The sequence below is a fragment of the Burkholderia anthina genome (genome assembly GCF_001547525.1).
Lineage (GTDB): Bacteria > Pseudomonadota > Gammaproteobacteria > Burkholderiales > Burkholderiaceae > Burkholderia > Burkholderia semiarida.
This window is the reverse complement of the sequence record NZ_LNJP01000003.1, coordinates 148398-160797: the sequence shown is the minus strand read 5'-3', so window position 1 is coordinate 160797 and position 12400 is coordinate 148398. Positions and strand designations below refer to the sequence as shown.

Annotated in this window: 11 protein-coding genes; 5 read left to right on the top strand and 6 right to left on the bottom strand. The window is 67.7% G+C overall.

The features are described 5' to 3' along the window. Positions 1 to 89 precede the first annotated feature (89 nt). Complete coding sequence (ppk2, locus tag WS64_RS21080; protein ID WP_060967603.1) at positions 90 to 1040, top strand: polyphosphate kinase 2; 951 nt, start codon at positions 90 to 92, stop codon at positions 1038 to 1040. 55 nt (positions 1041 to 1095) lie between these two features. Here the strand turns inward: ppk2 and WS64_RS21075 are convergent, their stop codons facing one another. The 3 genes from WS64_RS21075 to WS64_RS21065 form a co-directional block, all read right to left on the bottom strand. After that, positions 1096 to 1383, bottom strand: a complete 288-nt coding sequence (locus WS64_RS21075; RefSeq protein ID WP_060967602.1) for an H-NS histone family protein — start codon at positions 1381 to 1383, stop codon at positions 1096 to 1098. Between the two features lie 174 nt (positions 1384 to 1557). Continuing rightward, positions 1558 to 2145 (bottom strand): IMPACT family protein, encoded by a 588-nt coding sequence (locus WS64_RS21070; protein WP_059582223.1) that lies wholly within the window; start codon positions 2143 to 2145, stop codon positions 1558 to 1560. A gap of 163 nt (positions 2146 to 2308) precedes the next feature. Next, complete coding sequence (locus WS64_RS21065; protein WP_060968529.1) at positions 2309 to 3166, bottom strand: LysR family transcriptional regulator; 858 nt, start codon at positions 3164 to 3166, stop codon at positions 2309 to 2311. Positions 3167 to 3296: 130 nt separating this feature from the next. On the opposite strand from WS64_RS21065, the gene WS64_RS21060 reads away from it, so the two are divergent. Next, entirely contained in the window at positions 3297 to 3875 is a 579-nt protein-coding gene (locus WS64_RS21060) for a DUF4865 family protein (protein WP_208606864.1), read from the top strand. Then, the gene (locus tag WS64_RS35515; protein WP_257220590.1) at positions 3875 to 3997 is read left to right on the top strand and encodes a hypothetical protein; all 123 of its coding nucleotides are present in this window, start codon (positions 3875 to 3877) and stop codon (positions 3995 to 3997) included. Before WS64_RS21060 ends, WS64_RS35515 begins: the two co-directional genes overlap by 1 nt. Positions 3998 to 4079: 82 nt before the next feature. Here WS64_RS35515 and WS64_RS21055 read toward each other — a convergent pair whose 3' ends face one another. Together WS64_RS21055 and WS64_RS21050 are read right to left on the bottom strand one after the other, a co-directional pair. Further along, positions 4080 to 6281, bottom strand: a complete 2202-nt coding sequence (locus WS64_RS21055) for a glycoside hydrolase family 3 C-terminal domain-containing protein (protein ID WP_060967600.1) — start codon at positions 6279 to 6281, stop codon at positions 4080 to 4082. A gap of 501 nt (positions 6282 to 6782) precedes the next feature. Continuing rightward, entirely contained in the window at positions 6783 to 8042 is a 1260-nt protein-coding gene (locus tag WS64_RS21050; protein WP_060967599.1) for an oligosaccharide flippase family protein, read from the bottom strand. Positions 8043 to 8599: 557 nt separating this feature from the next. On the opposite strand from WS64_RS21050, the gene WS64_RS21045 reads away from it, so the two are divergent. Further along, a complete protein-coding gene (locus WS64_RS21045; RefSeq protein ID WP_060967598.1) occupies positions 8600 to 10453 on the top strand; it encodes an alpha/beta hydrolase in 1854 nt (617 codons plus the stop codon). 160 nt (positions 10454 to 10613) lie between these two features. On the opposite strand, the gene WS64_RS21040 is transcribed toward WS64_RS21045, so the two are convergent. After that, positions 10614 to 11084: a hypothetical protein gene (locus tag WS64_RS21040; protein ID WP_244166623.1), complete on the bottom strand. Its 471-nt coding sequence runs from the start codon at positions 11082 to 11084 to the stop codon at positions 10614 to 10616. A gap of 77 nt (positions 11085 to 11161) precedes the next feature. Here WS64_RS21040 and WS64_RS21035 point away from each other — a divergent pair, with 77 nt between their 5' ends. After that, positions 11162 to 12388 (top strand): polysaccharide biosynthesis/export family protein, encoded by a 1227-nt coding sequence (locus WS64_RS21035; RefSeq protein ID WP_060967596.1) that lies wholly within the window; start codon positions 11162 to 11164, stop codon positions 12386 to 12388. The last annotated feature ends 12 nt before the right edge of the window (positions 12389 to 12400 follow it).

The window sequence follows — 12400 nt, the reverse complement described above, 5'->3', positions numbered from 1 at the left end:
ATCCGCGGTTGCCCCCATTTTCATGAATTTGACGCGCGACGCTGGGATAATGGCCGAGTTTGGCTGCGTCAACGATGGAAGGAGGCCCCATGGGCGACAAGGATACCCGCGAGACCGAGGACAATCGCGCCGATACGAACTCGATGGAAGCGCGCCGGCGCCGTTTCGAAGAGGATCTCGTCGACGCGTACGACGAAGAGCTCGAGATGGAGCTCGACGACCGCCGCTTCGACAACGGTGAAGACCTGTTGTTCTCGCCCGAGCGTCGCGAAGCGCGCAAGGAATATTTCCGCGAGCTGTTCCGCTTGCAAGGCGAGCTCGTGAAACTGCAGGACTGGGTCGTGGAAACCGGGCACCGGCTCGTCGTGATTTTCGAGGGGCGTGACGCGGCCGGCAAGGGCGGTGCGATCAAGCGCATCACGCAGCGCCTGAACCCGCGCGTGTGCCGCGTCGCCGCGCTGCCCGCGCCGAACAACCGCGAGCGCACGCAATGGTACTTCCAGCGCTATGTCGCGCATCTGCCGGCAGGCGGCGAGATCGTGCTGTTCGACCGCAGCTGGTACAACCGCGCGGGCGTCGAGCGCGTGATGAATTTCTGCACCGACGACGAGTACGAGGAATTTTTCCGGTCGGTGCCGGAGTTCGAGAAGATGCTCGTGCGCAGCGGGATCCAGATCGTCAAGTACTGGTTCTCGATCACCGATCGCGAACAGGAGATGCGCTTCCAGAGCCGGATCGAGGATCCGCTGAAGCAGTGGAAGCTGAGCCCGATGGATCTCGAAAGCCGCCGCCGCTGGGAGGCTTATACGGCCGCGAAGGAAGAGATGCTGCAGCGCACGCATATTCCGGAGGCGCCGTGGTGGGTCGTGCAGGCCGTCGACAAGAAGCGCGCGCGGCTGAACTGCATTCACCATCTGCTCGGCCAGGTGCCGTATCACGAGGTGCCGCGCCCGACGATCGATCTGCCGCAGCGCGAGCATCACGAGGATTACATCCGCCGGCCGGTGCCGAACCACATGATCGTGCCGGACGTTTATTGAGCGGTTCGGGGCGGCTGGATCGGCCACGGACGCGCGCCGTGCCGCGCGGCGCGCGTTACTCCCGGATCAGGAACGCGGCGCGGTCGCGGCCGGCGATCCAGGCGGGCGTGCGACCGCGTCCGCTCCAGGTGGCGCCCGTCGCCGGATCGCGATATTTCGCGCCGATGGTGAACAGCTTCGCGCGACCGCTGTAACCCTGCCCGAACACCTCCCGCGCGGTCAGCGCATGATCCGTCACGATCTGGCGTACCTGCATCAGTGCCGCGTGGCGTTCGCGGCGGCGCGCGGCCCGGATGCGTCGATCCAGTTCCGCGAGCTGAGCCTGCAGTTTTTGCAGTTGCATGCGTTCGATATCCCCGTAGCTGAATTCTGATGATTGGCAGAGGTGCGATGTGCCGCATGTCTGCATGCCCGACCAGACGTTTGCAGAACGCATGGCGGGCACACCGGAAGATTAAGTTTCAGCGCGCGGGTTTTCTATCGGACGCATCCGATTTTTCACGGGAATCTGTCCGCCTTACAGTGCGGGGAAGCCCGAGCGTCCTTGCGTCAGGTCGAACAGTTCGGATTTTGCTGCCGCCTCGGCCGTTTCCGGCAGCTTGATCACGAGCTTCACCGTCATCCCGTAAGCGCTGTCCACCAGATCGTAGCCGGCCTGTTCGATCCAGCGGCGCACGCGCGCCTCTTCCGGGTAGCCGATCTCGATCGCGAGCCGCGTGTGGCGAATACGCTCGACGCGTTCGGCATCGAGCAGCGCCGATGCGATCGCATCGGTGTACGCACGCACCAGCCCGCCCGCGCCGAGTTTCACGCCGCCGTAGTAACGCACGACCGCGCCGAGCACGCCGTCGAGATCGTGATGGCGCAGCACTTCGAGGATCGGCCGGCCCGCCGTGCCGGACGGCTCGCCGTCGTCCGACATGCCCGACTGGCCGCCGGCCAGCAGCGCCCAGCACACGTGGGTGGCCGCCGGATGTTCGTCGCGCAGGCGTTGCAGTACCTGCATCGCGGCATCGCGGTCGTCGACGGGAACCGCGTACGCGATGAAACGGCTCTTGCGGATCTCGAGTTCGCGGACGTAAGAGGTGGCGAGCGAGTAACTCATGCGTCGCGACGCGGAAAGTGTAGGGAAATCAAGGCGATGATGGCTGGTCGATGCGTTTGACGGGAGCCCGTGGACGAATGGATATCGTCTGCATGAGCGCGGGGCAAAGACGGAATTTTACCGTGGCGCGTGTCGAAGCATTTCGATGCCGCCGCGCACGGCATCAACGCACACCGACCGACGACCGTAGCGCGGCGCCCAGCGTGCGCAGTGCCTGCCGGGCGCGCGCATCGGTCAGGCTCGAGTAGAGCACCACGTCGCGCGTCGGCAACGGCGGGAGCCCGTAGCGCATCCCCACGTCGACGGTGCCGGCGGGCGCGACGCGATGCCCGAGCGCCGCGACGGCCAGGCCCGCGGACACCGCCGCGCCGATCGTCGCCACGCCGCCGCCGACAAAGACTTCCGTCCACGCGACGCCGGCTTCGTCCAGTGCGCCGACCGCCATGCGGCGCACGCTGCACGGTTCGGCCTGCGTGGCGAGCCGCAGCGGTTGCGGCGGATGGTACTCGAAATCGGCCGCCGCCATCCAGCCGAACGACTCCGACAGGATCGTTTCACCGTCGAGCCGCCGGCTGTCGTGCTGCAGTGCGACGGCCGCATCGAGCTGGCCGCGATCGAACGCATCGAGCACGTCGCGCGACGTGGCGACGCGAATCTCCAGCACGAGCGCCGGCTCCGCTTCGCTCATACGCCGCAGCAGCATCGGGAGATCGGCGCCGACGACATGGTGGCTGACGCCGATCACGAGCCGTCGCTTGCTCGTGCCGAACGCGCTGATCGCACCATGGTGAGCGGCCACCAGTTCGCGCGCCGGTTCCAGGAACGCGGTGCCGTCGGCCGACAGGCGAACCTGCCGCGGCGTGCGCTCCAGCAGGCGGCGGCCGAGCCCGTCTTCCAGCCGCTTGATCTTCAGGCTCACCGCGGACTGCGTCGTGTCCAGCGCTTGCGCGGCCCGCGTGAAGCTCCTGAGGTCGGCGGTCAGCACGAATGCCTGCACGGCTTCGATGTCGAGCGTTTTCATCGCACCCTCGGTCATTTCAGAATCGAATCATTGAAATATTCTGCCATCCACTTTTTAAATGATTCAAGGTCTTCTACGCTGGCGCCATGTCGTCCGGAATACCGTCCGTTTCTTTCGCCAGGAGTCGATCATGCTGACCGCGTACTACGTGCACCGCCTGCCGGCGGACTACGACCTCGACATCATCCGCCATCGCGTGCGCGAGCGCGGCCGGCTGTGGGACGACACGCCCGACCTGCTGTTCAAGGGCTTCCTGCTGCGCGAGGCCGGCCGCCACGGCGCGACGGAAAACGGCTACGCATCGTTTTATCTGTGGCGCAACGAACAGGCGTTCGCGCGGTTCGTGACGGACGGCCGCTATCGGGTCGTGACGGACAGCTTCGGCCGCGCGCCGATCGATACGCAGGTTGCGCTCGATGCACGCAAGGGCAGTGCGTCGACGGCACGTTTCGCGCGTCTGGAAACCGTCGAAATTCCGGCGAACGCCGATCTCGATGCGGCATTGGCGCGGGAGATCGCACGCAATCGCGAAGCGGCCGCTCGGCAGGGTGTGGTCGCGGCGGCCGTCAGTCTCGATCCGCTGCGCTGGCGGCTGACGCGTGCGCTCGTGACGGAACACGAACCGGACGACGGCGGCGCGGGCACGGTGTACCAGGTCCTGCATCTGGCGAGGCCGTTGCTCGACACGCTGGAAGCGGGCGGCGCGTGATGGCCGGCATCGCGTCGCGATTGCCGGCCGGCGTGGTGATCGCCGCGCATCTGGCGGGTGTGGTGGCAGGCATCGCCGCGATTGCGGCGCTTGCGACGGTGCTGGCGCTGCTGGTCAGGTAAGGCGCTTCAGCGCAGTGAGGGTTTGCGCGGGAGCGCCGCACACATGGTGCACGGCGCCCCCGGTCGCTTCATCGTCGCTCGTTCAATGGCTCTGCAAGCGAATATCGCGCGACGACGCGCCGACATACACGGTCCCGCCCGGCACGACCTTCCAGCCGTTGCGCGACGTATCCCACACGCTCTGCATCCGTGGCGACACGGTCACGCGCACGCGCCGCGCCTCGCCCGGATTCAGCCGGATCTTGTCCCAGCCGACCAGCCGCTTCGGCGGCTCGTCCTTGTACGGCACGCCGAGATAGACCTGCGGTATTTCGGCGCCGGCGACGCGCCCGTCGTTGCGCACCGTGAACGCGACGCTCAGCGAGCCGTCCCATTGCTTCGACACCGACAGGCCCGAATACGTGAAGTGCGTATACGACAGGCCGTAGCCGAACTCGAACATCGGCTTGATGTTGCGCGCGTCATACCAGCGGTAACCCATGTTCAGCTTTTCCGCGTACACCGGGTCGGGGTCGAACGTGCCGTTTTGCCCCCACGTCGGCGAGTCCTGATCGCGCGCCGGGAACGTCACGGGCAGCTTGCCCGACGGATTGACCGCGCCGAACAGCACGTTCGCGATCGCCTTGCCGCCGGCTTCGCCCGGATACCACGCCTCGACGATGGCCGACACCTTGTCCTTCCACGGCATCAGCACCGGGTTGCCGCTCTGGACGACGACGATCGTATGCGGATTCGCGCGCGCGACGGCTTCGACGAGCGCATCCTGGTTCGACGGGTTCGCGAGGCTCAGGCTCTGCAGCTCGCCGAAATCCTCGCCGGCCGGCTGCGCGACCACGACGATCGCGACGTCCGAGCGGCCCGCGAGCGCCGCGGCCTGGTCGATTTCCTGCTGCGTGTACGCGCGGAACGGCGACTGCTGGTCGCTGTTGCCCGCATACGTGACCTGTGCGGCCGGCGCCAGCGCGCGAATCGCCGCCACGATCGGCACGTCGACCTTGAGCCACGGATTGCGCCACCAGCTGCACCCGGTCGACGACCCGAACGTCAGGCCGCCGCAACCGGCGAACGAACCCGATACCGGATCGCGCGTATTGCCCGAGCCGCCGCCGGACAGCACGGCCGAATCCGCATGGCCGCCGATCACGGCGATACGCGACAGCGCCGACGCGACGAGCGGCAACTGGTTGCCGTCGTTCTTCAGCAGAACGATCGATTGCTCGGCGGCCGCCTGCGCGAACCGGTTCCCGGCCGCGAAATCGATCGTGCCGCCGCCCTGCGCCGGATCGTCCATCACGCCGACGCGGATCATCACGGCGAGCTTGCGGCGCACCATGTCGTCGAGGCGCGCGGTCGACACCGAGCCGTTCGCGATCGCCTGCTTGACGGCCGCCGGCGTCAGGTACACGCTCGGCCCGACGTCTTCTTCCTCGTCGAGCCCGGCATTGATCGCGGCGGCGGTGCTGTGCGTGGCGCCCCAGTCGGACTGCACCTGGCCCTGGAAGCCCCACTCGTTCTTCAGCACGTCGTTCAGCAGGTGAGGGTTCTCGCACGCATAGGTGCCGTTCAGGCGGTTGTAGCTGCACATCACGCTGCCGGGCCGGCCGCGCTTCGCGGCGATCTCGAACGGCAGCAGGTACAGCTCGCGCAGCGTGCGCTCGTCGATCTGCGTATTGCCGCCCATCCGGCCGTGCTCCTGCTCGTTGCCCGCGTAGTGCTTGATCGTGGCGATGACTTTTTGCCGCTGCGTGGCGAGCGTGCGTTCGGCGAGCAGGTCCCCGGCGAGCAGCGGATCCTCGCCGAGATACTCGAACAGGCGGCCGCCGCGCGGCTCGCGCGCGAGGTTGGTGCCGCCGGCGAGGCCCATGCCGAATCCTTGCGCGCGCAACTGGATCGCGACCTGCTTGCCGTAGTCGTACGACAGCCGTCGATCCCAGCTCGCGGCGACCGCGATCGTGGCCGGGAATGTCGTGCTGGCCTGCGACGTGCTGCCGGAGCCGGTCGCCGAATCGACCATGTTGAGATCGGGAATGCCGAGCCGCGGCACGCCCTGGATGTAGCCGGCGCCGCCGCCCGGCACCTTGGACATTTCGTATTGCGAATGAATGAACTGGAGTTTTTCGTCGAGCGTCATCTTGCGCACGAGCAGGTCGGCGCGCCGTTGCGCGGCGGCCGATGCGAACGTGTCGATCGCGTCGCCCTGCGCATTGAAATCGGCGTCGCCGGCGTAGGCGGTGGTGCAGAGGGTCGCTGCCAGCACGACGGCCGGCCAGAGTGTGTCCCGCATGTTGCTCTCCTGATCGTATTGCCGGTTGTTGGAATGATGTCTGGAGCTGCGTACGTCCGGCGGATTCGCACCGGACGCATTCGGCTGGCGATGCAGGGTGGTTGCGCGTCGGCATGCCAGGCCGGGCGGGGAATCGTTACGGCCGGTTGGGCCCCGATCGAACCAGACGGACGGCGACGCGGACCGCCCGGCACTGTCGAATCGGATGTAGCGGTTCTCTGCTGCGGCTAATGGTATGAATGTAGTTTGACTACAGCATCGGTGTTTCTACCGATACGTGTGATCTTTATTTCGTAGGGGCGCGCGGCAGGGTGGAAAGTCGGTCATCGTTCCCGGTTGGCCGCCCGCGGCGGGGTAAGAAGTACCTGCGTGCGAGCATTCCGACGGGCGGGAGGTCGGGAAGCGTGTGCCCGCGCGATACGGTTGGTTGCGCAAGCATCGAATGGAACGTCGGCGGATGCCGGCCGCGTCGGGGCGGAGCCGGGCAGCACCGACGGCGTGCTAGCCGCGTCGCGCGACCGGACTGCCGGGCATCGGAATTCCGGCGCGATAGACGACGGTCGCGAGTGCCGCGGCCACCGCGGCCTCGGCCGTCAGCACGGCGACGGCGGCGCCCAGCTCGGCGAAGTACTTTGCGAGCACGGGTACCAGCACGATGTTCAGAATACCCGATGACATCAGGATTCGCGTGAATGCCGACTTCATCCCGAGCGGCAGCATCGTCTGCACGCCGAACAGGTCCGTCATGCCGGCCATGAACGGAATGAAGGCCATCCAGCGCAGCACGTGGACGGTCGGTTCGTACGAAGGCCCATAGAGGATGCGCACGGCGAGCGGCGCACCGAAGAAGATCGCGAGCGAGATGCCGAGCACCATCGCGACCTGCACGACGAACAGCTTGCGCAGGAACGAGAACGCGTCGTTGCGCGCGTGCCGCATCAGGTAGCTGATGCGCGGATAGGTGGCGGCCTTCAGCGGCTGCAGCATGCTGAGCGCCGCGCGGATCAGCTTGTCGCCTGCGGCGAAGTAGCCGGCCGCGACGTTGCCCGAGACGAAGCCGAGCAGCACGGTGTTGGTCGACGCGTAGAACGCGATCGACGTCGACGCGAGAAACACCTGCCAGCCGCCTTTCAGCGATTCGGCGATGTCGGCCGCGCCGACGCGCACGAAGTCGATTTCGCGGTTGAAATACAGATAGGCCGCCAGCGCGATCGCGGACAGCGTCGGCACCGCCGCGTTGACGATCATCGCACGGTCGATGTCCGCCGGGCTGTGCACGAGCGCGAACATGGCCGGCAGGCTCAGGATGCGCCCGATGAACAGGATCACGCTGAGCGCGCGCAGCTTTTCCATTCCCTGGAAATACCAGCCCGGCGTGAACGCCACACCGGCGACCATCCCGAAGCCGATCAGCAACAGATCGCGGTCTTCGCCGAAGCGGCCGACCAGCATGATCAGCCCGACCAGCACGATGAAACAGATCACCGCGATGCCGATCTGCGCGTACAGCGTCGCCCAGAAGATGCGCGAGCGTTCGGCGCGGTTGTCGCGCGCGAGCGCGATGCGTGGCGTGGCGGTCAGGTCGAAGCTGTAGCTCGTGCAGTTGGTGAGATACGCAATGACGGCGAGCGAGAACGCGAGCTGCCCGTAGCCTTCGGGCCCGAGTGCGTGCGTCAGCAGCGGTGCGATCAGGAGCGGCACCGCGTACATCGAAATCTGCAACGTCAGCAGCAGCAGGAAATTCTTCTTGAGGTTTGACATTCGCTCGGTCGGCGCCGTGGGTGTCGCAGGGCGGCGGCATGGGGCCGCGGTGCGCGCGTGCATCCGGTCGGCGCTGACCCGGTTGCATGGGGGGGTGGCGCGTCCGGCGTCGCCCGGTATGGCCACATCGTATGGCGGCCATGATACGGGCCGCACGGGACGGCTCTGTTCGCGAGCCTACCGTTCGCGGATTCCGTTCGTACGCGCGGCATGCATCCCGACACCGCGCGCCGTCGCCCGTCGTTGTACCGCGATAGCGATGAAGCTATTTGTAAGCTGGCGCACCGAAGGACGTTCGAACCGGGTGCTTTAATCGAGCGCACTGTTTTGGTTCACGGTGCGAGCCGTCCGATGACGCCTCGGGCACGCAACGTCACCTCCCGCGGGCATGGGGAGCAGGACAACACATGGAACCGGGCGGGGGCCGCGCAGGGGCGCGGCCGGGCCGCTGCCGCGCATTCGTCGAGCAGTCGCACGATCGTGGAATCGCTCGTTCCGGCGGAGCCGCCGGAACGCGTGTCCGCGTCCGATAAAAATACCGATCCGAGGAGTACCGATTGAAGCCCATTACGTTCGGCAGTTGCGTGGGGTGGCTGCACGAAGGACAGACGACACAAGGGGTGATCCTGTGCGAATCGTTGGGACACGAGGCATCTTGGACGCACAAGCTCATGCGGGCGATCGCCGAGCGCCTTGCCCGCGACGGCGTCACGGTGTTGCGATTCAACTATCCGTGCACCGGCGATTCCGCGGGCGACGATCGTGACGCCGATCGGCACGCCGCCACCCTCGGCAGCATTCACGATGCGATCGATCTGCTGCGCGACCAGGTCGGTGTCGCGTCGCTGACGCTCGTCGGCATCCGCGCGGGTGCGCTGTTCGCGATGCTGGCCGCCGCAGGCGACGGGCAGCACCCGTCGCCGCGCATCGACGCCTTGGTGGCGCTCGCGCCGGTCGTGCGCGGGCGCGCTTATCTTCGCGAGCTGTCGTTCGTGCATCGCCAGTGGCTCGACGTCACGTCGCCTGCGATTCGCGCCGCACATCGCGACGAGCCGTGCATGAACGTGCTCGGGCACCGCTTTCCCGACGATTTCGTCGCCGCATTGAAGGCGGTCGATCTGTGCGACGTCGTGCGCGACGCACCGACGCTGCCGCGCGCGATGCTGCTGATTCAGCCCGATCAGGACGAGCCCGCGTTGCGCGATGCGCTGCTCGCGCGGGGCGTGAACGTGGCGACCGAACCGTTCCGCGAATGGCCCACGACGATGCTGGACGGTACACGCTCGCGTCTGCCGCTCGCGGCCATCGACACGCTCGCGAACTGGATCGTCGAACGCGCGCCGCACACGGCCGCCGGCGTCGACCCGACGTGGCGGCCGGATCCGCCATGGAACGGCGAATCGGCCGCGGCGCTCGACATGATCGACATGACCGAGCAGGTCGTCGCGGTCGGGCCGGACCGGTTGGTCGGCGTGCTGTGCCGTCCCGCCGATACGGGGCCGGCGCATCCCGTCGCGCCGGCGCTCGTGATCGCGAACACGTCGACGAATCCGCGAAGCGGCGAAGGGCGCTTCAGCGTGCGCCTCGCGCGGACGCTCGCGCGCGCCGGCGTCACGACGTTGCGGCTCGACGTGAACGGCGTCGGCGACAGCGGGGCCGCCGCGCCCGACGACCAGTCTCCCGTCGTGTATTCGGCGCGGTCGAGTGACGACGTGGCGGCCGCCGCCGATTGGCTGCGTGGGCTCGGTCATCCGGACGTGGTCGCGGCCGGCATCTGCTCCGGCGCCTATGCGGCATTGCATGCGGCCGTGAAAACGCCGTCGCTCGGCGGCGTGATCGCGATCAACCTGGCGCGCTTCGTGTGGCCGGCCGGCCTCTCGCTGGACGCGGTGCAGAAGCAGCGGAACAACTCGGTGCGCGGCTACTGGCTGTCGGTACGCGACTGGCAGAAGTGGAAACGCCTCGTGCGCGAACGGCGCGATTTACGGCCGATCGTGCGGGCCGTCGCCGCCAATGCGATCGCACGGGTCAGCGTACCGGTGAAGGAGGCGGCCGCGCGCGTCGGCTGGAAACCGCGCGCCGGCACACCACGCGGCGTGATGCACGTGCTTGCGCAACGCGATGTCCGGACGACCCTCGTATATGGCGCGCTCGATCCCGGCATCGACGATGTCCGCCGCCATTTCGGCGCGATCGAGCATGCGTTCAGGTGCTCGCGTCACGTACGGCTGCACCTCGAGCCGCAGGTCGATCACGCGGTATACGGCGCGGTCGGCACGGATATCGTGATCGAGCGGTGCTTGCAGGCGCTCGGTCGCGACTTGACGAGGCCGGTCGTGCATGCCGTCGACCCTGTCGGGCTCGAAGCGGCTGGGGGATCGTACGCAAACGTGTCGGTCGGCAGGCCGTGATGCGCGTCGTGCCGCACGCGTCGGCGCCGCGGGGTGCGATCCCGGCTTCGTATGAAGATCGACGTTCGGTGGGGTCGCTCACAGACGCGCGGCTCGCCGTAGTGTCCAATCCCTTATCGATGCATGCACGGTTGTCCTGCGGCCCGACCGGCCGGGTGTGTCAGTCCCGATCGCCCGGCTCCGCATAGGGTGATTTCGCGTAGGGCGATGCGTACAACGTGTCGCTGCGCCATACGTCGTCGGTGGGCGCATTGGCCACCTGCGGGCGATGCGGTCTCGCCGGCACGAGCGGCCGGCGCAATGTGATGCGGGCCCGCGTGTCGGGCTCGGCGGCGGTGCTCGCGGCCGAACGAGCGAGCGCGGGTGCCGCAGCCGCGGATGCGGTCGCGGCTGGCTCGGCGGTCGCGGCCGCGCCGACGGCTTGCGCCGAGCGTTGTGGCGGCACGGGCGCAACGAGCGTCGACGATGCGAGGCGCGGTGTGTCGGCCGGTGTGCCGGACAGCGTTTGCGCACCGGCGGCACAGACGAAGCCGGCCGACGCGATGTAGAGGAACGGCGCAAGCGACGAAGAGAAGTTCATGACGAATCGCAGGGAGTGACGTGCGGTGAAGAGGGTGGTGCGGCACTGCAATGCAAGCCGCGCTGGGCAAGCGTAATGCCGGAATTCGCCGCGTTCGGCGGGTTACCGCACAGTTTTGGAAGGACACCATGTCAATCACCACGCAACCGGAATCGACGCGCGGCACGCGGCGGCCATGCTGGGCCGGCGCCGGCCGTGCGCCGTGGCTGTCGCGCATGGCGATCGTGGCGGCCGCGTGCGCGCTGAGCGCATGTGCGCTGTCGCCCGGCATGACTTACCGCGCGCCGGCGGAGCGCGACGCGAATGCGCGCGTGAGCGCCGACGCATCGGGCGCGGGCGGCCTCGACGGCGTGCAGAACGTGTCGAGCGAGGATCTGATCGAGATCACGCCGGCATTCGTCGCACAGCACCATGCGGGGCGGCCGGCCAACGTCGACGCGGAGATCCGTCAGTTGTTCGGCAAGCCGACGCCATACACGATCGGCCCCGGCGACGTGCTGAGCATCATCGTCTGGGATCACCCCGAATTGAACCTGCCGACGACGCAGACGGTCGGCGGCGGCGACGGCGTCGGCGCCAGCTCGGTCGCGACGGGCTACACGGTCGACGCGGCCGGCAACGTCCAGTTCGCGTATGCGGGCCTCGTGCACGTGGCAGGACTGACCGAGGCACAGGCGCGCGCGCTGCTGATGAAGCGGCTCGGCGAATACGTGCGCAAGCCGCAGCTCGCGCTGCGCGTGCAGAGCTACCGCAGCAAGCGCGTCTATCTCGACGGCGAAGTGCGCACGCCGGGTTTGCAGATCGTCAACGACATGCCGATGACGCTGCCCGAGGCGATCGACCGCGCGGGTGGCTTCACGCCGACGGCGGATCGCTCGCAGGTGTCGGTGACGCGCGGCGACACGACCGTGAACGTGAGCCTGCCCGCACTGATCGCCGCGGGCGTGAATCCGTCGAACATCCTGCTGCGCGACGGCGATCTCGTACGCGTGCGCGCGGCGAGCGACGCGAAGGTATTCGTGCTCGGCGAAGTATCGCGGCCCGCGACGCTGACGTTGACCGACGGCCGGATGAGCCTCGGCGAAGCGCTCGGCGACACGGGCGGCGTGAGCCAGTACACGTCGGACGCGCGCCAGGTGTTCGTCGTGCGCCGCGGCCCCGACAATCGCCCGCGGGTGTACCACCTCGACGGCAGCTCGCCCGCGTCGTTCGCGCTCGCCGACCAGTTTCCGCTCGAGCGGCGCGACGTCGTGTTCGTCGATGCGTCGTCGCTGGTGCGCTGGAGCCGCGTCGTGAACCTGCTGATTCCGTCGTCCGCGCAAGGTGCGCTGACGGCGAAAGCCATTTCGCCGTGATGCCCGAGGCGG